At 63.4% G+C, this 22,951-nt stretch carries 21 protein-coding genes; 9 read left to right on the forward strand and 12 right to left on the reverse strand.

What is annotated here, in order from left to right:
- The first annotated feature begins 326 nt into the window (after positions 1 to 326).
- A complete protein-coding gene (locus EOD15_RS02655; protein ID WP_127318997.1) occupies positions 327 to 2,495 on the forward strand; it encodes a malate synthase G in 2,169 nt (722 codons plus the stop codon).
- Positions 2,496 to 2,547: 52 nt separating this feature from the next.
- Here EOD15_RS02655 and EOD15_RS02660 read toward each other — a convergent pair whose 3' ends face one another.
- Positions 2,548 to 3,087, reverse strand: coding sequence for a J domain-containing protein (locus tag EOD15_RS02660; protein WP_127318999.1), 540 nt, complete (start codon positions 3,085 to 3,087; stop codon positions 2,548 to 2,550).
- Positions 3,088 to 3,358: 271 nt separating this feature from the next.
- Complete coding sequence (locus tag EOD15_RS02665) at positions 3,359 to 4,891, reverse strand: YifB family Mg chelatase-like AAA ATPase (protein ID WP_127408270.1); 1,533 nt, start codon at positions 4,889 to 4,891, stop codon at positions 3,359 to 3,361.
- 274 nt (positions 4,892 to 5,165) lie between these two features.
- On the opposite strand from EOD15_RS02665, the gene EOD15_RS02670 reads away from it, so the two are divergent.
- Positions 5,166 to 5,381, forward strand: a complete 216-nt coding sequence (locus EOD15_RS02670) for a hypothetical protein (protein WP_127319003.1) — start codon at positions 5,166 to 5,168, stop codon at positions 5,379 to 5,381.
- Positions 5,382 to 5,407: 26 nt separating this feature from the next.
- On the opposite strand, the gene gshB is transcribed toward EOD15_RS02670, so the two are convergent.
- Positions 5,408 to 6,349, reverse strand: coding sequence for a glutathione synthase (gene gshB, locus EOD15_RS02675; protein WP_127319005.1), 942 nt, complete (start codon positions 6,347 to 6,349; stop codon positions 5,408 to 5,410).
- Positions 6,350 to 6,579: 230 nt separating this feature from the next.
- On the opposite strand from gshB, the gene EOD15_RS02680 reads away from it, so the two are divergent.
- The 6 genes from EOD15_RS02680 (at position 6,580) to EOD15_RS02705 (ending at position 12,633) form a co-directional block, all read left to right on the forward strand.
- Positions 6,580 to 7,929, forward strand: a complete 1,350-nt coding sequence (locus EOD15_RS02680; RefSeq protein ID WP_023814197.1) for an EAL domain-containing protein — start codon at positions 6,580 to 6,582, stop codon at positions 7,927 to 7,929.
- Between the two features lie 267 nt (positions 7,930 to 8,196).
- Entirely contained in the window at positions 8,197 to 8,964 is a 768-nt protein-coding gene (locus tag EOD15_RS02685) for an SDR family oxidoreductase (protein WP_127319007.1), read from the forward strand.
- Positions 8,961 to 9,914 (forward strand): 2-dehydro-3-deoxygalactonokinase, encoded by a 954-nt coding sequence (locus tag EOD15_RS02690; protein WP_127319009.1) that lies wholly within the window; start codon positions 8,961 to 8,963, stop codon positions 9,912 to 9,914. Before EOD15_RS02685 ends, EOD15_RS02690 begins: the two co-directional genes overlap by 4 nt.
- Entirely contained in the window at positions 9,911 to 10,552 is a 642-nt protein-coding gene (locus EOD15_RS02695) for a 2-dehydro-3-deoxy-6-phosphogalactonate aldolase (RefSeq protein WP_127319011.1), read from the forward strand. The genes EOD15_RS02690 and EOD15_RS02695 overlap by 4 nt, the downstream gene beginning before the upstream one ends.
- On the forward strand, positions 10,552 to 11,433 hold the full coding sequence (locus tag EOD15_RS02700) for an SMP-30/gluconolactonase/LRE family protein (RefSeq protein WP_127319013.1): 882 nt from the start codon (positions 10,552 to 10,554) through the stop codon (positions 11,431 to 11,433). Before EOD15_RS02695 ends, EOD15_RS02700 begins: the two co-directional genes overlap by 1 nt.
- 126 nt (positions 11,434 to 11,559) lie before the next feature.
- On the forward strand, positions 11,560 to 12,633 hold the full coding sequence (locus tag EOD15_RS02705; RefSeq protein WP_127408271.1) for a D-alanine:D-lactate ligase-like protein: 1,074 nt from the start codon (positions 11,560 to 11,562) through the stop codon (positions 12,631 to 12,633).
- Between the two features lie 382 nt (positions 12,634 to 13,015).
- Here the strand turns inward: EOD15_RS02705 and EOD15_RS02710 are convergent, their stop codons facing one another.
- The 9 genes from EOD15_RS02710 to dnaK form a co-directional block, all read right to left on the reverse strand.
- Positions 13,016 to 13,432, reverse strand: coding sequence for a GFA family protein (locus EOD15_RS02710; protein ID WP_127321645.1), 417 nt, complete (start codon positions 13,430 to 13,432; stop codon positions 13,016 to 13,018).
- Positions 13,433 to 13,473: 41 nt separating this feature from the next.
- Positions 13,474 to 13,938, reverse strand: a complete 465-nt coding sequence (locus EOD15_RS02715) for an SRPBCC family protein (RefSeq protein ID WP_127321644.1) — start codon at positions 13,936 to 13,938, stop codon at positions 13,474 to 13,476.
- Positions 13,935 to 14,255 carry a helix-turn-helix domain-containing protein gene (locus tag EOD15_RS02720; protein WP_127321643.1) on the reverse strand — a complete coding sequence of 107 codons (321 nt, stop codon included), beginning with the start codon at positions 14,253 to 14,255 and terminating at the stop codon, positions 13,935 to 13,937. The genes EOD15_RS02715 and EOD15_RS02720 overlap by 4 nt, the downstream gene beginning before the upstream one ends.
- Before the next feature lie 260 nt (positions 14,256 to 14,515).
- The gene (locus EOD15_RS02725) at positions 14,516 to 14,803 is read right to left on the reverse strand and encodes a DUF1330 domain-containing protein (protein ID WP_023762651.1); all 288 of its coding nucleotides are present in this window, start codon (positions 14,801 to 14,803) and stop codon (positions 14,516 to 14,518) included.
- Between the two features lie 32 nt (positions 14,804 to 14,835).
- Positions 14,836 to 15,549, reverse strand: a complete 714-nt coding sequence (pyrF, locus tag EOD15_RS02730; protein WP_164761860.1) for an orotidine-5'-phosphate decarboxylase — start codon at positions 15,547 to 15,549, stop codon at positions 14,836 to 14,838.
- Positions 15,546 to 16,142 (reverse strand): NADPH-dependent FMN reductase, encoded by a 597-nt coding sequence (locus EOD15_RS02735; RefSeq protein ID WP_127321642.1) that lies wholly within the window; start codon positions 16,140 to 16,142, stop codon positions 15,546 to 15,548. Before EOD15_RS02735 ends, pyrF begins: the two co-directional genes overlap by 4 nt.
- Positions 16,143 to 16,447: 305 nt before the next feature.
- Positions 16,448 to 17,053 (reverse strand): phospholipid N-methyltransferase PmtA, encoded by a 606-nt coding sequence (pmtA, locus tag EOD15_RS02740; RefSeq protein ID WP_023810874.1) that lies wholly within the window; start codon positions 17,051 to 17,053, stop codon positions 16,448 to 16,450.
- Between the two features lie 167 nt (positions 17,054 to 17,220).
- On the reverse strand, positions 17,221 to 18,351 hold the full coding sequence (dnaJ, locus tag EOD15_RS02745; RefSeq protein ID WP_013528587.1) for a molecular chaperone DnaJ: 1,131 nt from the start codon (positions 18,349 to 18,351) through the stop codon (positions 17,221 to 17,223).
- Between the two features lie 211 nt (positions 18,352 to 18,562).
- Positions 18,563 to 20,479 (reverse strand): molecular chaperone DnaK, encoded by a 1,917-nt coding sequence (gene dnaK, locus EOD15_RS02750; RefSeq protein WP_023810872.1) that lies wholly within the window; start codon positions 20,477 to 20,479, stop codon positions 18,563 to 18,565.
- Positions 20,480 to 20,692: 213 nt separating this feature from the next.
- Here dnaK and EOD15_RS02755 point away from each other — a divergent pair, with 213 nt between their 5' ends.
- Complete coding sequence (locus tag EOD15_RS02755; protein WP_164761689.1) at positions 20,693 to 22,948, forward strand: hypothetical protein; 2,256 nt, start codon at positions 20,693 to 20,695, stop codon at positions 22,946 to 22,948.
- The last annotated feature ends 3 nt before the right edge of the window (positions 22,949 to 22,951 follow it).

Raw genomic sequence — 22,951 nt, forward strand, 5'->3', positions numbered from 1 at the left:
GTGCCGATGAACTCGACATCGGCAGCGCCGGCGGGGGCGGCGCCCGCGAACGCAAGAGTGAGTGAAACAAAAGTAAGCCAGGCAAATCTCGACATCGGCATACTCCAAAGATGCCTGATTTATTTGACAGCAATGTATAAGGCCGGGTTTACTGGAATGAGAAAATTGACGCGATATGCGATTGGACATGGCCGGTTGTGCCCTGCGATGCCGCTCCTCTCTGGAGGACGAAGCGATGCAAATACGTTCCCTTCACCCTAAGCTGAATTGACCCGGCAAACCTGACATGCCAAAGGCCCGCAAAGCCTTTCATCTGGAGTAGCCTGATGACCGACCGCATCGAGATCGCCGGATTGCGGATTGCCCGCGAGCTGCATGAGTTCGTGGCCAGGGAAGCGCTGCCGGGCACGGGCGTCGAAGCGGACGCCTTCTGGAACGGTTTTTCGGCCATCATCCATGATTTGGCGCCGAAGAACCGGGCGCTGCTGGCAAAGCGCGACGCCATCCAGGAACAGATAGACGGCTGGTATCGCGAGCATGGCGCGCCGGTCGACATGGAGGCCTACAAGGGCTTCCTGAAAGAAATCGGCTATCTCGTTCCCGAAGGCCCGGCCTTCAGCGTATCGACCGACAATGTCGACCCCGAAATTGCTGATGTTGCCGGACCGCAGCTGGTCGTGCCGGTGATGAATGCGCGCTATGCGCTCAACGCCGCCAATGCGCGCTGGGGGTCGCTCTACGATGCGCTCTACGGCACCGATGCCATCCCCGAAACGGATGGCGCCGAAAAGGGCAAAGCCTTCAATCCGGCGCGCGGCGCCAAGGTCGTTGCCTGGACGAAGGCCTTTCTCGACGAGGCTGCCCCGCTCACCTCGGGCAAATGGGCCGGCGTCAACGGGCTGTCGCTGGCGCAAGGTGCCTTGCGGCTGAGCGCCGGGGCCGGCTCGACCACGCTGGCCAACCCGAAGCAATTCGTCGGCTACCGTGGCGACGCGGCCAATCCCGATGCGGTGCTGCTGGTGCGCAACGGCCTGCACATCGAGATCGCGATCGACCGCAACAACCAGATCGGCCGCACCGATCCGGCTGGCATCGCCGATGTCATCCTGGAATCGGCGCTGACCACCATCCAGGACTGCGAGGATTCGGTCGCGGCGGTGGATGCGCCAGACAAGGTCGTCATCTACCGCAACTGGCTCGGCCTGATGAAGGGCGATTTGGCGGAAGAGATCACCAAGGGCGGCAAGAGCTTTGTCCGCAAGCTCAATCCTGACCGCTCCTACACCGCGCCCGCCGGCGGCACGCTGACCGTGCCCGGCCGCTCGCTGATGCTGGTCAGGAATGTCGGCCACCTCATGACCAACCCGGCGATACTGGATCGCGACGGCAACGAGGTTCCGGAAGGCATCATGGATGCGGCGATGACGGCGCTGATCGCGCTGCACGATGTAGGGCCGAACGGCCGCCGCGCCAATTCCCGCGCCGGTTCGATGTATGTCGTGAAACCCAAGATGCATGGGCCCGACGAAGTCGCTTTCGCCGTCGAGATCTTCGACCGCGTCGAGGCCCTGCTCGGCATGACTGAGAATACCATCAAGATGGGCATCATGGACGAGGAGCGGCGCACCACCGTCAACCTCAAGGAGGCGATCCGCGCCGCAAAAGAGCGTGTCGTGTTCATCAACACCGGCTTCCTCGACCGCACCGGCGACGAGATCCACACCTCGATGGAAGCCGGCCCGATGATCCGCAAGGGCGACATGAAGCAGGCCGCCTGGATTTCCGCCTACGAGGCGTGGAATGTCGACATCGGGCTGGAATGCGGCTTGGCCGGCCACGCCCAGATCGGCAAGGGCATGTGGGCGATGCCGGATTTGATGGCGGCAATGCTGGAACAGAAGATCGCCCATCCCAAGGCCGGCGCCAACACTGCCTGGGTGCCGTCGCCAACGGCAGCGACGCTGCATGCCACGCACTATCACAAGGTCGATGTTCATGCCGTGCAGGCGGCACTGAAGAACCGGCCCAAGGCGAAGCTCGACGACATCCTGTCGGTGCCCGTCGCGGTGCGGCCGAACTGGTCGCCCGAGGACATCCAGAAGGAACTCGACAACAACGCGCAGGGCATTCTTGGCTATGTCGTGCGCTGGATCGACCAGGGCGTCGGCTGCTCGAAAGTGCCTGACATCAACGATGTCGGCCTGATGGAAGACCGCGCCACATTGCGTATTTCCTCACAGCACATCGCCAACTGGCTGCACCACGGTGTGTGCAGCGAGGACCAGGTGATGGCGACGATGAAGCGCATGGCTGACATCGTCGACCGCCAGAACGAGGGCGACCCGCTTTACCAGCCGATGGCGGCTGACTTTGACAAGTCGGTAGCCTTCCTCGCCGCCTGCGACCTGGTCTTCAAGGGCCGCGTCCAGCCCAACGGTTACACCGAGCCGGTGCTGCACGCGCGGCGGCTGGAACTGAAGGCGCAGCAGAGCTGAAGAGGCCAGTATGGGCGGCGGGTTTTCGGCCTGCTTTCTCCGGGGTGAGGCGTCAGGGAGCTGTATGGTCCAGGAGCCGGATGGTGGGATCGCGACGGTGTTCGGAGTTGACCCGATCGACGCCTTCCACCGTAATCGCAATCGTCCCGTTTTCCACTCTTGCTATCCAGCCCTTCGCTTTCAGATACCAGAGATGAAACTCGAGATGCTCTCGCGGACAGTCTGACAGGCGTTCGAGCTCCACATCTCCGATCCCGGGATTGCCGACGTCGTGCCGGCGCTTCGCGTAAAGCAGCGACAGCAGCCTGGCCTGGATCACGACGTCACGCTCGATGCCTTTGGTGTTGCTGGCTTCCTCGGTCAATTCACGGCGAAGGCCGGCATGGTCCCTGTACGCGATGTCGTATTGTGCGCGTTTGACCGGATCCTTGAGCGTATTGTGGGCTTCCACGATTTCACTGAAACGGGCTTCATCGCCGGTTTCGCGATTGTCTGGATGATAGCGCATCGCAAAGTAGCGAAATATGCGCTCCAGCGTTTCCGAGTTGGCGTTCGGGCTAACTTCCAAAACTTCGTAGTAGTCAATGAACATAGCGGGCTCCCCGACCACAACCATATTCGCATTGTCTAAATAAGGAATGTCAATGCGGAGGCCAGGACCTTGGTCCGACGCCGATGACATCCACGCTTTCTGGAAGAGGAAGAAAATGGCCGGCGTCCGGTCGGTGGGGGCCGTTGGGTGGTGAGGACGCCGGCCAAGCGGACAATCAGGTCCGCCGCACCGTGGAGATGATCGATTCGCGGAGGCCGGGTTATGGCGTGATCGCGGAATGCAATGTGGCGAGGCCGGCATGTCGGCGGACCTACGCCGCCTGCGCCATCCGCTCCGAGCTCATGCGGTAGGAGATCGCTTCGGCCAGATGGATGCGGCCGACGGTTTCGCTGGCGTCGAGATCGGCGAGCGTCCGCGCCACCTTCAGCACGCGGTGATAGGCTCGCGCCGAAAAGGCGAGCTTTTCGCTGGCGTCCTTGAGCAGCGACAGGCCGGCGGCGTCCGGCATGGCGATCTCTTCGATGACCGAGGGCGCGCAATGCGCGTTGGTGGTGGCGCGGGTGGCGCCGAGCCGCTCGAAGCGCTCGCGCTGGATGGTGCGGGCGCGTGCCACGCGCAGCGCCACATCGGCGCTTTTCTCCGCCCGGTCGGGCCGGATCAGGTCGCTGGCCGAGACCGCCGGCACTTCGATCCTGAGATCGATGCGGTCGAGCAGCGGACCCGAAATGCGCGCCTGATAGTCGGTACGGCAACGCTCGCCGCGCAGGCAGCGATAGCCCGGCTCGCCGGCCATGCCGCAGCGGCACGGGTTCATCGCCGCCACCAGCTGGATGCGCGCCGGATAGGTGACGCGATGGTTGGCCCGCGCGATCATGCAGTCGCCGGTCTCCAATGGCTGGCGCAGCGCATCGAGCGTCTGCGGTGTGAACTCGGGAAACTCGTCTAGGAACAGCACGCCGTGATGGGCCAGCGACACCTCGCCCGGCCGCGCGCGGATGCCGCCGCCGACCATCGCCGCCATCGAGGCCGAGTGGTGCGGCGCGCGGAACGGCCGCCGGTCGGTCAATTTGCCTTCGCCGAGCTCTCCCGCCACCGAGGCGATCATCGAGACTTCCAGAAGCTCCTTCGGCGCCAGCGGCGGCAGGATCGACGGCAGCCGCTGCGCCAGCATCGATTTGCCCGAGCCCGGCGGCCCGATCATCAAGAGATTATGCCCACCGGCGGCGGCCACTTCCAGCGCCCGCTTGGCGGTCTCCTGGCCCTTGATGTCGGCGAGGTCAGGCAAATCCAGAGCGGCGGCATGGATGCCGGCCTCGGGGCGCGACAGCACCTGCGTGCCGCGAAAATGATTGGCGATGGCGATCAGGCTGCGCGGCGCCAGAATGTCGAAATCCTTTCCAGCCCAGGCCGCCTCCGGTCCGCAGGCGAACGGACAGATCAGGCCCTTGCCTTCCGCATTGGCGGCGATAGCCGCCGGCAAGGCGCCGGCGACCGCGGCAATTGTGCCGTCGAGCGACAATTCTCCAAGCACGACATAGCCGGCCAGCATGTCGCCCGGAATGGCGCCAAGGGCAGCCATCAGGCCAAGCGCGATCGGCAGGTCGTAATGACTGCCTTCCTTCGGCAGGTCGGCCGGCGCCAGATTGACCGTGACTTTCTTCGACGGCATCGACAGGCCGGAAGCATGCAGTGCGGCCTGCACCCGCTCCCGGCTTTCGGCCACCGCCTTGTCGCCCAGGCCGACGATGTGCATGTTGACCTTGCCGGGCGCGATCATCACCTGCACGTCGACCGGCACGGCCTCGATGCCCTGGAAAGCCACCGTGCGAACCCGCGCCACCATCGTGCAACCCCAATTCAGGCTGGCCCCAGCCCTGCGTTCAGGCCAGGAACGGCCCCTCGGGCAGACAATCACACTTCAACGGTCAAATCAAGAACATTACGGGAACGCATGACCGCTGGGGTTGCAGTGGAAGCGAGCGTGGTTGCAAAAACGGAACATGGTTAAGACAAAATGAAAACGGAAAACACGATCACTGAATACGATCGCGCGGAATGGTTGTTGCCGCAGCGGGAAATGATACGGCTATGGAGATCTCTCGTCGGGGCCGCGCGCTTTGAGCAACACCAGGCTGCTTGCAATTATGGCGGTTGTGCCGCCAATCATCGTCGGGCTCGGCATCTACCTCTTTGCTTTTTTGGACCGATGCCACGGTGAGAGATGTGTGGTGACATTTGGCGTCGTCGCTTTTTTGGCGATCATTGGTGCGGCCATCAGCACGGTTGTTAGCCTGATCGGGTTGGCGGTTATCCTATTTAACCGGCAGCCCTAATCAGTATCCGTGAAAGAGGCTTGCCCTTACTTCCGCTTGTCCTCGACCGCGTCCCAGAACAGGCTGGCGATGTCGGCGCCGCCGAAGCGTTTGACCTCGCGCACGCCGGTCGGCGAGGTCACGTTGATCTCGGTCATATAGTCGCCGATGACGTCGATGCCGACCAGGATGAAGCCTCGCTCCTTCAGCGATGGGCCGATGCGGGCGCAGATCTCGCGCTCGCGCTCGGTCAGCTCGGTCCTTTCGGCGCGGCCGCCGACATGCATGTTGGAGCGGGAATCGTGTTCGGCCGGCACCCGGTTGATGGCGCCAACCGGCTCGCCGTCGATCAGGATGATGCGCTTGTCGCCCTTGCGCACGTCCTTGAGATAGCGCTGCACGATATAGGGTTCGCGGAACATCTGGCCGAACATTTCCAGCAGCGAGGCCAGGTTCCGGTCGGCCTCCAGCAGATGGAAGATGCCGGCGCCGCCATTGCCGTAGAGCGGCTTGACGATGATGTCGCCGAACTCCTTGCGGAAGGCGGCGACCTCCAGCGGATCCTTGGTGATCAGCGTGTCCGGCATCAGGTCGGCAAATTCGGTGACGAAGATCTTTTCCGGGCTGTTGCGCACCCAGGCCGGGTCGTTGACCACGAGCGTCTTAGGGTGGATGCGTTCGAGAATGTGCGTGGTGGTGATGTAGTTCATGTCGAAGGGCGGATCCTGGCGCAGCAGGACCACATCCATCTCCGACAGGTCGGTGCGCACCTTCTCGCCCAGCGAATAGTGGCTGCCCTTCTCGTCGCGCACCTGCATTTCCTCGATGCGGGCAAACACCTTGCCGTCGCGCAACGACAGCCGATCCGGCGTGTAGTGGAACAGCTCATGGCCGCGCCGCTGCGCTTCCAGCGACAGCGCGAACGAGGTGTCGCCGGCGATCGACACGGTGGAGATGTGGTCCATCTGGACGGCGATTTTCAGCTTCATTGCGGGTCTCCGGTGGCTCGGATGGACGACTGTCTTGCCTGTACAGGCTCACTGCCCGTCTGCCAATCGCGACATTCCTGGGGTTGGCATCCGACACCCGAATGCGCTGCTTTCATCGATCCTTCGAAACAGTCGCGGTTGCCCGTGGAAAATCGATTTCGCGATACGTTTCCTAAAGGGTTTGCTGCCAGTCTGAAAATAAATTCCGAAGTCACAAAACAGGGACACCGATGCAAACTTCGTTTGGCACCGGTCAGGCAAACAGGGAGAGCACGGATCTGGCATTCACCGATCCGTTGACCGGGCTTGGCAACCATCGCCGCTTCTTCGACAAGGTCGATCGCCTGATCGCCGACCGTGCCGACGATCCAGCGCCCTTTACCGTCGGCATTCTCGACCTCGACGGCTTCAAGCCGATCAACGATCTGTTCGGCCACAAGGCCGGCGACGACATCCTGATCCAGGTCGCGATGCGGCTGCGCGCCTCGATGGACGGCCATTCCACGGTCTGCCGCATCGGTGCCGACGAATTCGCCTTTCTCTATCCCCTGGTGTTCAGCGAGGATGCAGCGGCCGAAAAGTCCCGCATGCTGATCGAGATCCTGTCGGCGCCCTATGATGTCGGCGAACGCACTGCCAGGCTTTCGGCCTCGGTCGGCTGCTCGCTGTTCTATTCGGGCGACGAGACCACGGAAATCCTCATCAACAAGGCCGAGACGGCGCTCTATCACGCCAAGCGTTCCGGCCGTGGCCGCGTCGTCGTCTACACCCGTGAGATGGAAGAGGCGGCCAAGCGCGTCACCCGCATCGAACAGGCGCTGCGCCGGGCTGTCTCGGCCGGCGAGGTGGAGCCGCATTTCCAGCCCATCGTCGACCTCAACACGCGCCGCACCATCGGCTTCGAGACGCTGGCGCGCTGGACCGATCGCGACCTCGGTTCGGTGCCGCCGACCGTCTTCATTCCCATCGCCGAGGAGCGCGGCATCATCGGCCCGTTGTCGCAGTTGGTGCTGCGCAAAGCGACCGAAGCGGCCAGAAGCTGGCCGAAGGACCTGTTCCTGTCGTTCAACCTGTCGCCATCGCAGCTCGTCGACCAGAACACCGGCCTGCACATACTGGCGATCCTCGATCGCACCGGCTTCGATCCGCGCCGGCTGGAGATCGAGATCACCGAGACCGGCCTGATGAACGACCCGGCCTCTGCCGCGCAGATCGTCGAGGATCTGCGCCGCGTCGGCATCCGCGTCTCGCTCGACGATTTCGGCACCGGCCAGTCCTCGCTCGGCCGTCTGCGCGAATTCCATTTCGACAAGCTCAAGATCGATCGCGCCTTCGTCTCCTCCATTCTCGACGACCGTCCCTCGGAGCACATCATCCGCGCCATTCTCGCAATGTGCGAGGGGCTCGGCATGGACGTCGTCGCCGAAGGCATCGAGCAGGAAGCGCAGGCCGACCGCCTCGTCCAGTTCGGATGTGCCGGCGGGCAAGGCTATCTGTTCGGCAAGCCCGTCGATGCCGACGCCACGCTCGGCTATCTCCGTGATTCCTTCCGTGGCGCCCTGCGCGCCAAGGCGATCTGACCGGCGATTCCCCATAGTCCGTAATCCCGACGGTGCCGCCACGCGCATCCGGTGCGGCGCATTGTCGTTTCGTCTGACATAAGCCCTGAAATTCGACGGTTCGCCCTTGCCCGCGCGCCTTGCGTGGCTAGGATGCGCGCCGGTCACGCTACAGCGCCGCACGTCTTTCAAGACGCGCAAAGGACGCTGTAGCTTTTAACGTTTGCGCATGATGCCTTTCCCAAAAATCGATCCGATTTTCGGGGCCATCCGCTGGAGAGAACAGATATGATGCCATCGGCGCATTTTGCCGACCTCGAGGGGGCCTCGGTGCTGATCACCGGCGGCGGCTCCGGGATAGGTGCTGCACTGACCGAGGGTTTTGTGCGCCAAGGCGCCAATGTCGCCTTCATCGACATCGCCGACGGCCCAAGCACGGCTCTTGCCGACCGCGTTGAGAAAGAATTCGGCCGCCGGCCTCTCTATCTCAAGACCGATTTGCGCGACGTCGAGGCCCTGCGGGCGTCCGCCGCGAAGGCCGCCGAGGCGCATGGCGATGTCACCGTGCTGGTCAACAATGCGGCCTGGGATGAACGCCACGCCGTCGAGGACGTGACGGTCGAGTTCTGGGACAACAATCAGGCGATCAATTTGCGGCCGCATTTCTTCACCGCGCAAGCGGTGGCGCCGGGCATGAAGCGGGCCGGCGGCGGCTCGATCATCAACTTCACCTCGACGTCCTATCTCATCAACCACCCTGACATGCCGTCCTACACGGCCGCCAAGGCCGGTATCCTCGGCCTGACCAAGGGGCTGGCCGGCAAGCTCGGTGTCGACGGCATCCGCGTCAACGCCATTGCGCCCGGCTGGGTGATCACCGAGCGGCAGAAGGAGCTCTGGGTGACCGAACAGGGGCTTGCCGCCCATGTCGCCAAGCAATGCATCAAGCAGGTGATGCAGCCCGACGACATCGTCGGCACCGTGCTGTTCTTGGCCTCGGACGCCTCGCGCATGCTGACAGCGCAGATGCTGGTCGTCGATGGAGGTTTCCTGTGAGCCCAGCCGGCAACGCACCGGCGGTCGCCGCCGTCGACTGGGGCACGACCCGCATGCGGGTCTGGCTGATCGACGGGCAAGGCAAGGTGCTTGCTGAACGCCGTGGCGACGATGGCCTGATCACGGCGCAGCAGAAGGGCTTTTCGACCATCCTCGAAGGGCATCTGGCGGCGATGGGAGCACCAGCGGCGCTGCCCGTCATCATCTGCGGCATGGCCGGATCCCGCCAGGGCTGGCTGGAAGCACCCTATGTCACCGTGCCGGCGCCGCTTAGCGCCATCCTTGCGGGTGCCGCCAGCGTGCCCGGCCAGAGCCGCGACATCCGCATCGTTCCGGGCCTTGCCCAGCGACTGACTGACGCGCCCGACGTCATGCGCGGCGAGGAAACCCAGCTTGCCGGCGCTGGCTTGCCGGCCAAGGGACGCCAGCTGGTCTGTATGCCCGGCACCCATTCGAAATGGGTGCTGGTCGAGGACGGTACTGTCACCGGCTTCGGCACCTGGCCGACCGGCGAGCTGTTTTACGTGCTTGCCGCGCATTCGATCCTGCGCCATTCGCTCGGCGAGCATCCGAAGCCGGTCACATCGGACAATCCGTTCTTCCGCCGCTGGTGCGAAACCGCATTGGCTGATGGTGGCGATGTCACCTCGCGGCTGTTTTCCATCCGCGCCGCCGGCCTGCTGCAGGATTTGAAAGCCGACGATGCCGCAGCCTGCCTGTCCGGCCTTCTGATCGGCGGCGAGATCGCCTCCGCCAGCCGTCGGCACGGCGCCGGTGCGGAACCCGTGGTGCTGGTCGCCTCCGGTGCGCTGGGAACGCTTTACAGCGAGGCACTCGGCCTTGCCGGCCTCGAGGTTCGGGCCGTCGACGCTGACGAGGCGGTGCGTGCAGGTCTCGTCGAGGCGGCGCGTGAGAACGGCATGATCGCCAGAATTGGAGCAGCCCGATGAGCCAGACCGCACCGTTTCCAAAACTAAAGCGCGGGCTGGTTGCCATCCTTCGCGGGCTCAAGCCCACCGAGGCGATGGCCATGGGCCAGGCACTGTTCGACGCCGGCATCGAGGCGATCGAAGTGCCGCTGAACTCACCGCAACCGTTCTCGTCGATCGCCCGAATCGTCCAAGTGCTGCCGAAAACGGCGCTGGTCGGCGCCGGCACGGTGCTGACGCCAGCCGATGTCGATGGCTTGCACCAGGCCGGAGGGCGGCTGCTGGTTAGTCCCAACATCGATGCCGAGGTGATGGCGCGCGCCATGCATTACGGCATGGTGACGATGCCCGGCGTGTTCACGCCGACCGAAGCTTTCCAGGCGATCAAGCTCGGCGCCTCGGCGCTTAAATTCTTCCCGGCGAGCGTGCTGGGTGCAGGCGGCATTTCCGCGATGCGCGCGGTGTTGCCGGCGCAAACGCTGGTCGGTGCCGTCGGCGGCGTCTCCGAAAAAGATTTTGCCGGCTACAAGGCGGCCGGCGTGACCGCCTTTGGTCTGGGCTCCAGCCTGTTCAAGCCTGGCATGAGCGTCGACGAGGTGGCCGCGCGGGCCGAGGCGGCGGTGACAGCCTGGGATGCAGCATTCGGCGGAGACGCATGATGAGCGAAGCCATCGTTTCGGTTTTTTCCGATCACGTCTGCCAACTCGGCGAGGGGCCGAGCTACGATCCCGCCACCGATACGCTCTACTGGTTCGACATCGTCAACGGTCAGCTTCTGCAAAAGCAGCTGTCCGGCGGCGCGGCCACCGTCCATGAGCTCGGCCAAATGGCGAGCGCCATCGCAATCATCGACGACAAGCGCCAGCTTATCGCCGCCGAAACCGGCCTTTATGTCCGCGATGTCGCGACCGGCAAATTGACGCTGCACACGCCTGTCGAGGCCGACAATCCGGTTACGCGCTCCAACGATTCCCGGGTCCACCCCTGCGGCGCCTTGTGGATGGGTACCATGGGCAAGGGCGAGGAAAAGGGTGCGGGTTCGATCTACTGGTTTTTCAGAGGCGAACTGCGCCGGCTGTTTTCGGACATCACCGTCTCCAATTCGATCTGTTTTACCGAGGATGGCGCAATCGCCTACTACACCGACACCTCGACCGGGCTGCTGATGCGGGTCGCCTGCGACCCGGCGACCGGCCTGCCTGCCGGTGAGCCGAAGCTGTTCGTCGATCACCGCTCGGCCAAGGGCTATATCGACGGATCCGTGCTCGACCGCGACGGCATCCTGTGGAACGCCGTCTGGGGCGGCAGCGTCATCGAAGCCTATGGGCCCGACGGCAAGCTCGTCCGCACGGTCGCCATGCCGGTGACGCAGCCATCCTGCCCGGCCTTTGTCGGTGCCAAGGCCGACCGGCTGGCGGTCACCTCCGCCTGGTCGGGCAAGGACGAGAAGCAGCGTCTGCTGGATCTGCAGGGCGGCATGACCTTTCTGCTCGATATTCCCGTCAACGGCCGCTTCGAGCCGCGCGTGCTGATCGCCTGAGCGAACTGGATTCTGCGGTAGGACGGTGCGTTGTCACGCAACCGCCCGCGCCGTGTCGGTTTCACGAGAGCCTGACGCCTTGACCATGCGATGGTAGGCAATCCTACTGCCGGGGATCGTCATCTCATGCCCAGCCGCAAGCCGAAACTGATCCTCGTCCATGAGCCGGAAAAGGCCTGCCTGGACCGTCTGGTCGCCGACGGTCATGCGCCGCAGCGTGCCGGCGAAATCGCGTCCTATCTGGCGCAGTCTACCGATCTCGCTCCTGAATTCGAGGCGCTTGACCGCGCCTGCCAGGCACGCGGCCTGTCGTTTGCGCCAGTGGCGCTGGACGACGCCGCAACGGTGCTCGCCGAGGAGCACCCCAGCACGACGCTGGTCTGGACGCTGACCGACGGCATCGCCTATTTCCGCGGCGGCGCGGCGCCCGCTCTGGCGCGATTGGGCGGTTTCAAGACGGTTGGCGCAGATGATGCGCTGTTCGCGCTCTGCCAGGACAAGTTCCGCTCCGGCGCTGTGCTCGGCGCACTCGGCCTGCCGGTGCCACAGGCTGGGCTTGCGCGCGACGGCCAATGGCTGGTCGAGCCGCCGGCCTCGCCCGCCGGCTGGTTCGTCAAGCCCAACCGGCTCGGCGCCAAGATCGGCATCTGGCCGGATTCGCGTGTGGCCGAGCTCGGCCATGCACTGGAGCTTAGCCGGCGCGTCTTTTCGGCCTATCGCGACGATGTCGTCGTCCAGCCCTATGTCGCCGGCCGCAACGTGCGCGCCAGTTTCCTCGGCCTGGTGCCAGGCGCCGAGGTCGAAGCGCTTGGCGTGGCCTTTGTCGATTCGGGCGCCGATTTCCAGACCATGGCCGACAGCCTGGCGCTCTACGGCGATACTGGCGAGGCAGCGAAAGCGGCTGGACACTATGCCGAACCGGAACTCGTCGCGGTTGCCGACAGCCAGCCGGCCGCCGACACCAGGATTCGCGCGATCGCCGGGCGGCTGATGGGCGGGCTCGGCCTGCGCGATGTGTTTTCCATCGATCTCAGGGTCGAGGCCGACGATACCGTCCACCTCATCGAGTTCGAGGTCTGCCCCGGCCTGCCCTGCTTCGATTTTCGCGCCTATTGCCGCCAGCAATGGGGCCTCGAGCTGGCCGACGCCATGGCCGAAACCGCGGCGAGCCGGCTGATCGGCCAGCGCCATGACGGTTAGGTTTGTCGCACCCTTTTTGCCTGGCAGCGTGCGGCCGCAGTCGCGCGCATTGCTGCTGTCTCCGTAGCAGCCTAGCGCTTTGGTGGGCCCCTATAGAGATACCAGAGCGGCCACGCGACAAGGACGAGCAGGGTTATGATCAGTGCAGACCAATAAAGGAACGGGTCTTGGGCCCGATCTACGAGAAAGATCCCCCCGCCATGCTGCAGTGAAATGGCTTTCCCAGTCCAGAGGCCGACTGCCACGCCTGTACCGCCAACAAGCATCTGTGCGATGAAAAGGCCCTTGCCGATCGGTGAATATCGATTGCTTCCGGCCATGCAGACGCCCCCTCTGTAAGCGCCTACAGCGTACCCCTGGAGGTCCAATACTTCCAGCGAGTTTACCCCTGAGGCATTCGCTCGACCGCCTGCAAGGACGGATCCATCTTGTCCCAGGCATGCCCGTGGCTCGTGTAGGTCACCATCTGCGGGCTGAACTGTTCCGGATCGTCGAGGCTGGCCGCGTGGACCACTATCAGCTCGGGCATGGCGACGGGTATCAGAAAGACCGGCGTTCCGCAGGTTGGACAGAAGGTGTGGATTTTTTCGTTGCCGCTGGCGCCCGCCACGCGCCAGGTGCTCACCTCCCCGGTGATGGCCATATCGGCACGTTGGCCGAAGGTCAGGTAGGATCCGTGGCCGGTACCTGAGCGCTTCTGGCAATCGCTGCACTGGCAGTGGTTCTGGAAGATCGGCTCGTCATTGGTTTCGTAGCGGATCGCGCCGCATGCGCAGCCGCCGGTAAAGCGTTTGGTCATTGCCATTCTCCACGGGTCTGATTCTGCTTGAGGTCGCAGCATCAGGCCGATTTCGGCTTGGCGAAAATGTCGATGCCGCTGCCGGTTTCGAGGAAAGATTTCAGGCTCGACAGCACCGCCGGCCAACCCTGGCTGACGCCCTTCGCCATGCCGCTGCCGGATTCGAGCTCGTCATGGCTGACGGTCAGCCGCACCATGGTGTCGTATTCCTCGATGGCGAACGTCACCCGGCTGGTTTTCGACGGATCGTCCGCCTGCGAAGCGTTCGCCCAGGTGATGACGAGGCGGGTCGGCGGCGAAATCTCGACGACCTTGCCGACGAGTTCGACGGTCCGTTCGTCATTGGCGCGGATGTGCTCCCATTTCGAGCCCGGCGTCCATTCCGAGACGTTCTCGTGGCCCCAGTAGCGCTTCGCGATCTCGGGCTTGATTATGGCCTCGAACACCTTCTGCGGCGTCGAGCGGATATAGGTCACGTAGACAAAGCTGGTCGTTTCCCTGGTCATCGGTCTTCTCCTTCGAGTTCTTGCTTCAGGTCGTGCAGCAGGCTGAGCCGCTGCCGTTCGAATTTCCGTACCCAGCGCTCGTAGACTTCGTGCAGCGGCACGGGATTGATGAAATGCAGCTTTTCGCGGCCGCGCTTGACCGTGCTCACCAGATTGGCCGCCTCCAGCAGGTCGAGGTGCTGGGTGGCGGATTGCCTGGCCATGTCCAGATGGTCGCACAGCTGACTGAGCGTCTGCCCGTTCTGCTCGCACAGAAGGTCGAGCAGCCTTCTGCGTGTCGGGTCGCCCAGCGCTTTGAAAACCTTGTCGGCGTCCATCTGCCTCACTCTGTTATAAGGCACAATATGCAGGTAAATACCTGCATGTCAACCGGCAATCCGACCCGCGTTGAATGACCGCTCGTCGGCACGGCTCCGCACCCGGCAACTGCGCCAGGCAGATGACCGTGAAATCGCCGGAGCAAAGGGATGTAAAATGGGCCTGCGGGGCTTCAAACGCCGCCAGGCTTTATCCGATTTTGAGCATGATCTCCGGTGAAACCGGAATGACTTTCTTCGGAACTATGCTTGCAAGGACCTCAGGCGCCCTCGACCAGAACGATTTCGCCGTCGGCGACCTTCTGACGGATGGCGACGGCGCGCTGGTATTCCGGCGAATGGTAGCAATCATGCGCGGCGGCAAGCGATTCGAACTCTATGATGACGTTGCGTGCCCGGCCGGGGCCTTCGGCCTTTTCATGCTCGCCCCCGCGCGCCAGGAATTTCGCACCGAATCGCTCGAAGGCAGGCTTGGCGGCGGCGACATAGTCCTTGTAGCCTTCCGCGTCGCGCACATCGACACGGGCGATCCAGTATCCCTTGGGCATTTTCTTGGTCTCCGAACTTATTCTTGGAAATCTCAGGCCGAGCGCATCTCGTCGAGGATGGCTTCGGCCGCTTCCCGTTTGTTGGCCGCAGCAATGATCGGCCGGCCGACGACGAGGTGGCTGGCGCCGTTGCGGATCGCCTGGCCCGGCGTCACGACGCGCTTCTGGTCGCCATGGTCGCTGCCGGCCGGCCGGATGCCGGGCGTCACCACCGCCATGTCGGGCCCGACGATGCGGCGCACCGCCTCGGCCTCCGCGGCCGAGCAGACGATGCCGCCCATGCCGGCATGCAGCGCCTGTTCCGAGCGCCGCAGCACCAGCGTATGCGGGTCGTACTCGTAACCGACATCGATCATGTCCTGCTCGTCCATCGAGGTCAGCACGCTGACGGCAAGCAGGCAAAGGTCGCTGCCGCGCGCTGCTTCCACCGCCGCCGCCATCGCCTTGGGATAGGCGTGGATGGTCAGCATGGTCATGCCCATCTTGACGATGTTCTCGACGCCCTTGGCCACCGTGTGGTCGATGTCGAGCAGCTTCATGTCGAGGAAGACCTTGGTGCCGCCGCTGGTCAGTTCCCTGGCGAAATCGAGTCCGCCGGCGAAGGCAAGCTGGTAGCCGATCTTGTAGAAGGAGACGACGCCGTCGAGTTCGCGCACCGCCTGCTCGGCTTCTCTCACTGTCGGCACGTCGAGGCCGACGATCAGCCTTTCCTGCATGGATTGGGCCTGCAAGGTGCTGGCAATCATGTCTCTATCCGGGTGGACAGCATGCGCGAGGTTTCGATCAGCGTGCGGCATAGATGCTCCATCGATTTGTACAGTCTTTCGTCACGGAAATTGCCGTCCTCGTCGAAGGCGCTGCCACCCTCGGGCACCGAGCATTCCGGCGTCACCACCTCCATCTGGCAACGTACCAACACGGCGCGCAGATGGTTGATGCAGCGGATGCCGGCAAAGTGCCCGCTGGAGGACGAACAGAGGCCAACGACCTTGCCGGCAAGTGGCCTCACCGGCCGGCCGCCATCCCTGCGCACCCGGCTCACCCAGTCGATCGTGTTCTTGAGCAGTGGCGGAATGGAGCCGTTATATTCGGGCGTGGCGATCAGCAGCCCGTCATGGGCGGTCACCAGCCGGCCGAGTTTCTGGGCGTTTTCGGGAACGCCTTTTTCCTTTTCCAGGTCCTCGTCCATGATCGGCAAGGGATAATCCGCGAGCGAGATGCGGGTCACCTCGGCGCCTTGCATGGCAAGTTCCTTCTGCGCCACGTCGGCCGTCCTGCCGCTATAGGCGCCGCTGCGCACCGAGCCGGCGAAGACGAGGATTTTCGGGATCACTGCCATTGGCCACCCTTGCTCCCGGACAGGTACAGCCAAGGATCGAGCAAATCAACGCCAACTTCGTCATCCCTGGGCGAAGCTCCGTCATGGAGACCCTGGAATCCATTCCGTGACAGCTATCCAGGAGTGCAGCGGAACAGAATTCTGCGCCGTAGCGGCGCTCGGAAGTCGCGGCATGGATCCTCGGGTCTGCGCTGCGTCGCTACGCTCCTTGCTCCGCCCGTGGATGACGAAGCGAGGGACGTTCCCGCCATTGCCAAGGTATGCGGTGAGCACTGGCGATCCGCGAACAACCCCGCGCCGAGAAATTAATGCGCTTCGCGGCGGTAGATCCACAGCTGGGTCGGCGGGATGTTGCGAAGGATGAAATCGAAATGCTTGACCGTATAATTGCCACGGCCGGCCGGGATCGGCGACATCGGGCCGTAGGTCAACTGCACGATCGGCCGTCCGGCTGGGATGCGGTCGAGCAGGCTCTCGATATAGGCAATGCGCTGGGCGACTGGGAAGTTGAGCAGCGGAACGCCGGAAACGACGGAATCGAAGATCATCCCGCTCTTGTCGCCAAGCGTGGCGTTGAGATTGAAGGCATCGCCCTCGATGACGTTGACGCCGGGATAGAGCCGCCGCAGATGACGGACGAAATCCGCGGAATACTCGACCGCGTAGAGGTTTTCGGGCCGCACGCCCTGAGCGAGGATGGCGCGGGTGATCACGCCGGTACCGGGGCCGACCTCAAGCACCGGCAGGCCGGATTTAGGATTGACGATCGAGGCCATTTTGCGCGCGGTGACCGAACTGGTGGGCACGATCGAACCAACCGCCTTCGGCTTGTCGATCCAGCCCTTGAAGAATTTGAGTTCGTCGTCGAACTTTTCGACAAGCGCCTTCCGCAGTCCAGGGCCACGTGTCATGCAAGCTCTCCTCAGCGCTCCCCGCAAAGTTACTTAGCACCTGAGCGGTGCTAGGCAAGGCGCGGCCGGACGCATGTCGTGGATAAGATAATTTTCGTCGCGTCTCAAGGGGTGACGCGATTCAAGGATTTACGCGTTGCAAATCGGCTTAGGCTGGCCAAAGTGCATCAACGTTCGCCGAAGGACTCGAAAAAATCCTTCATGCGGGCAAAAAAGCCGCTCGATTGGGGCGAATTGTCCTGCGAGGAGAGCTGTTCGAACTCCTCCAGCAGCTCACGCTGGCGGCGGGTCAGGTTCTGCGGCGTCTCGACCGCGGTCTGGATGTAGAGGTCGCCGACATTGGGCTGACGCAGCACAGGCATGCCCTTGCCCTTGAGACGGAACTGGCGCCCGTTCTGCGTGCCCTCGGTCACCTTGACCTTTGTCTGCGTGCCGTCCAGCGTCGTCACCTCGAAGGAGCCGCCAAGGGCGGCCGTCGTCATCGAGATCGGCACCTTGCAATACAGGTCGGCGCCGTCGCGTTGGAAGAACTCGTGCGGTTTGACCGCCAGGAAAATATAGAGGTCGCCCGATGGCCCGCCGCGCAGGCCGGCTTCGCCCTCATTGGCAAGGCGGATGCGGGTGCCGTCCTCGATGCCGGCCGGGATGTTGACCGACAGCGAACGCTCCTCGGTGACGCGGCCCTGGCCGGCGCATTTCGGGCACGGATCCTTGATCGTCTGGCCGCGCCCCTGGCATTGCGGGCAGGTCCGCTCGATCGAGAAGAAACCTTGCGTGGCGCGCACCTTGCCGTGGCCGTTGCACATCGAGCAGGTGACGGGCTGGGTGCCGGGCTTGGCGCCGCTGCCCGAACATTCAGAGCAGGAGATCGACGCCGGCACCCGGATCTGCGCGGTCTTGCCGGCAAAAGCCTCTTCCAGGGTAATTTCCATGTTGTAGCGCAGGTCGGCGCCGCGCTCGCGGCCGCCCGACGAGCGGCGCTGGCGCCCGCCCATCATGTCGCCGAAAATGTCCTCGAAGATATCGGCGAAACCGCCGGCGCCAAAACCTTGCGCGCCGCCATTCATGCCGCCCTGTTCGAAGGCGGCGTGGCCAAAGCGGTCGTAGGCCGCGCGCTTCTGCGGGTCTTTCAGCGTCTCGTAGGCTTCGTTGATTTCCTTGAACTTGTGCTCGCAGGAATGATCGCCGGGGTTGCGGTCGGGATGGAACTGCATGGCGAGCTTGCGGAAAGCGCTCTTGAGCTCCTTCTCGTCGGCGCCTTTTTGGACGCCCAGCGTCTCGTAGAAATCAGCTTTCATTTTTTCCCGCTGTCCGGATGCTCAACGTCTGAAGCATTGTTGCGCCTCTTGCCGGCACTGACGCTTCGATTTAGGTGCGATGGAAGGGGGATGCCAGTGTCGACGCGGCTTTGCCTGCATTTTTTCAGCAAGGCCCGCTGTTTTTCTGCAAGGGGTTGCAAAAAAGCCCGGCCTTCGCCGGGCTTTTCGCTTTACCTTGCCGTCAAACGGTTCAGGCCGACTTCTTCTTGTCGTCGTCCTCGTCGATTTCCTCGAAATCGGCGTCGACAACGTCACTGTCCTTGGCGGCATCCGCCTTGGCGTCGGCTTCCGCCGCTTCCTTCTGCGAAGCCTCGTACATGGCCTGGCCAAGCTTCATCGAAGCCTCGGCAAGCGCCTGGCTCTTGGCTTCGATGTCGGCCGGGTCGTCGCCTTCGGTCGCGGTCTTCAGCGCCGCGATCGCGTCGGAGATCGCCGTGCGCTCGCCTTCCGAAACCTTGTCGCCATATTCCTTCAGCGACTTCTCCGAGGAATGCAGCAGCGCTTCGGCCTGGTTGCGGGCCTCGACCAGCGCACGCCGCTTTTTGTCGGTCTCGGCGTTGGCCTCGGCGTCCTTGACCATCTTCTCGATGTCGGCGTCCGAAAGACCGCCCGATGCCTGGATGCGGATCTGGTGTTCCTTGCCGGTACCCTTGTCCTTGGCCGAAACGTTGACGATGCCGTTGGCGTCGATGTCGAAGGTGACCTCGATCTGCGGCACGCCGCGCGGCGCCGGCGGGATGCCGACCAGGTCGAATTGGCCGAGCGCCTTGTTGTCGGCGGCCATTTCACGCTCACCCTGGAAGACCCGGATGGTCACGGCCGACTGTGAGTCCTCGGCCGTCGAGAACACCTGGCTCTTCTTGGTCGGGATCGTCGTGTTGCGTTCGATCAGGCGGGTGAACACGCCACCCAGCGTCTCGATGCCGAGCGACAGCGGCGTCACGTCGAGCAACAGCACGTCCTTGACGTCGCCCTGCAGCACGCCGGCCTGGATGGCGGCGCCGAGAGCGACGACTTCATCCGGATTGACGCCCTTGTGCGGCTCCTTGCCGAAGAACTGCTTCACGATCTCCTGGATCTTGGGCATGCGGGTCATGCCGCCGACCAGGACGACTTCGTCGATCTCGCCGGCCTTCAGGCCGGCATCCTTCAATGCCGCCTTGCAAGGGGCAATCGTGCGCTGGACCAGGTCGTCGACCAGCTGCTCGAACTTGGCGCGCGTCAGCTTCAGCGTCAGGTGCTTCGGCCCGGTCGCGTCGGCGGTGATGAAGGGCAGGTTGATTTCGGTCTGGGTGGTCGACGACAGCTCGATCTTGGCCTTTTCAGCCGCCTCCTTGAGGCGCTGCAGGGCAAGCTTGTCGTTCTTCAGGTCGATGCCCTGTTCCTTCTTGAACTCGGCCGCCAGATATTCGACCAGGCGCATGTCGAAATCCTCGCCGCCGAGGAAGGTGTCGCCATTGGTCGACTTGACCTCGAACACGCCGTCGCCGATTTCGAGCACCGAAATGTCGAACGTGCCGCCGCCAAGGTCATAGACGGCAATGGTCTTGCCTTCCTTCTTGTCGAGGCCATAGGCAAGCGCTGCCGCGGTCGGCTCGTTGATGATGCGCAGCACTTCAAGGCCGGCGATCTTGCCGGCATCCTTGGTCGCCTGGCGCTGGGCGTCGTTGAAATAGGCTGGAACGGTGATGACCGCCTTCTCGACCTTTTCGCCGAGATAGGCTTCCGCCGTCTCCTTCATCTTCTGCAGGATCATGGCCGAGATCTGCGAGGGCGACTGCTTCCTGCCGCCGGCTTCGACCCAGGCATCGCCATTGTCGCCCTTGACGATCTTGTAGGGGACAAGCTTCTTGTCCTTCTCCGTCACCGGATCGTCATAGCGGCGGCCGATCAGGCGCTTGACCGCGAAGATGGTGTTTTCAGGATTGGTGACCGCCTGACGCTTGGCCGGCTGGCCGACCAGACGTTCGTCGTCGCCCGAAATGGCGACGATGGAAGGCGTCGTGCGCGCGCCTTCCGCATTCTCGATCACCTTGGGCTCCTTGCCATCCATGATGGCGATACACGAGTTGGTGGTGCCGAGATCGATACCGATTACTTTTGCCATTTTTCTAGTCTCTCCGCTAAGCAGGCTATCAGGACCCGTACAGGCGTTCCGACGAAAGCCCCTGTTCACAAGAAATCCCGTTCCGGCAACCGGCATTCCGGCGCCGAACGGCTTGGCGCGTATATAAGAACAGGCGGCATCGCGCGCAAGCATTCTGCGCAAGGCTTCCATGAACCTTTCCACCTCCGCCCGCGACTGATCTCCAGGTGCCGCATGGTGCGGCCCGGAAAGGAAGCCCCCATGACCAATAACCCAGAGACTCCCAGGTCTCCGGGAACAACAGGAGCTCGGCGCGACCACCGCCTTCGGGACGAGGTCGGTGCGCTGGGCTTTCTGTTGATTCCGTTGACCCTGCGTAAGAGCAGGCGTATCGTCATCTTGAGGGAAGCAGACAATTCGATCAGGGAAGAACGAGCCGGACCGCCGCGCCTTGCCCTGATTTGCGCGGCCAGACCCGACGTTCTCCCGTCGACTACGGGGGGTAGTGTCATGTCTCGCATCCGCGGCTCGTTCGTGTCGTCTCTTGCTGGCGGCTTGCGCCGCGCTGCGCATCCAGGCGGGTTGCTGGCACTCGGCCTGTGGCTGGGCGCCGCGCAGGCGCAGGAAACCCGGATCATTTATCCCGGTTCGATGGCGGTGACCGGATTTTCCGGCACCATCATTCCCAATTTCGACCCCCCTGATTCCGAAAAAGAGGGACTGCCGCCCGGCGTCGATCCGGTCGACGAAACCTTCATCGACACCACGCGCGCCACCTTGCGCGTCGTCGACGTCTCGCAACTGGGCGGACCAGCCACCGGCCAGCTCGTCAACACGCCACCGCCCTTCGAGGTGACGGCGGAGCAGGTCGGCCAGGTGTTCGGCGTCACCTACGATGACGGCGTGCGCGACGGCGTTCCGACGGGCATTCCCAATCTCTATGCCGGCGCCACCTCGCTGCACGGCATCCGTATCGTCACCCCGGACGCCGACGACGACGGCCGCCCCGAGCGGCAGCGCCGCGGCGCTGCCGGCGCCATCTTCATGGATGGCCAGTTCGGCACCGAAAACGGCGGCGGGCCGGGCACCGTCTGGAAGATCGACGGCATCACCGGCCAGGTCTCCAAATTCGCCGACATCGACACCAACAGCGGTCCCGGCATCGGCAATCTCACTTTCGACGCCGCTCATCGCGAGTTCTTCGCGTCCGATCTCGATACCGGCCTGATCCATCGCATCGATGCCGAAGGCAGGCTGATCGACAGCTTCGATCACGGCGTTGCCGGCCGTCCCGCGCATGGGCTTGCTCCAGTCGCCGACGACGGTTCGGTGATGGACATAAAGGGAGCGACCTTCGACAGCGAAGACCCCGACAGCTGGGGCTACACGCAGGACGAGCGCCGCGTCTGGGGCGTCTCCTACCATGGCGGCCGGCTCTACTACTCGGTCGGCGAAAAGTCGGAAATCTGGTCGGTGGGCATCGCCCGCGACGGCAGTTTTGTCGGCGACCCGCGCTGGGAACTGACGGTCAAGGCCGACAAGGACTACGCCGTCACCGACATCGCCTTCGACAATAGCGGCTTCATGTACCTGGCCCAGCGCGGCCCAGTCGAGAACCGCTACGATTACAGCCAATTCGCCGATTCCGGCAAAGGCGAGGTCATCCGCTACTTCCGAGAGAACCCGGACGATCCGGAGACGGAATCGGTCTGGGTCGAAGTGCCGCAGGAATATGCGGTCGGTTTCCCGCAGGGCAACCGGCAGGCCGCCGGCGGTCTCGATCTGCAATATGGTTATGATTCCGACGGCAATCTCGACACATCGGTCTGCACGCAGACGCTGGTCAAGTCAGGCGACAAGCTGCGCGACAATCCTTCACTCGCCGAACGGCTCGCCGCCGGTGGGCCGCTGGCCGTGCATGGCGTCCAGATCACGCCGAAAGAGCTGGTCAAGCCGGCCAACGTGCCGCCCTTCGGCTCCTGGTTCGTCGACTTCGACGGTTATTTTGAAGATCCGGAGGTCGAGGGCCATGTCGGCGACGTTGCCGTCTGGCATCCTTGCGAGGGCCGCGCCGGCTATTACGAGGAAATCCCGGGCGGCTACCTGCCCCCCTTCTACCCGCCGGATTTCCCACCACCCGGCAACCTGCCTCCGTGCATCGATGTCGAGGATATCAGGTATTACTGTACGCCTCGCGGCCTCCAGGCCGATCTCTATCTCCATGACCATGCCGGCTTCGGCGGCGATTCGATCAAGGCCCAACCTTCGAATGAGACAAAGTCCAGGACGCCAGGCGTCGGGGTGACATCATCCCAGTCGCATGCGCCCGGCAAGCCTTACACGGTCGACATCACCGGCCACTATCCGGGCGACAGAGTGGATGTTGGACTTTGCTTCTACAGGAAGTCCGACAAGGACAAGGGTGGCTACTACCCTTGCTGCAAGATGATCTTGCCGCTCCGAACCCCAGCCGTCAGCTGCGAACGTTGAGGA

Origin of the sequence: Mesorhizobium sp. M7A.T.Ca.US.000.02.2.1 (assembly GCF_003996995.1) — a bacterium.
Taxonomy (GTDB): domain Bacteria; phylum Pseudomonadota; class Alphaproteobacteria; order Rhizobiales; family Rhizobiaceae; genus Mesorhizobium.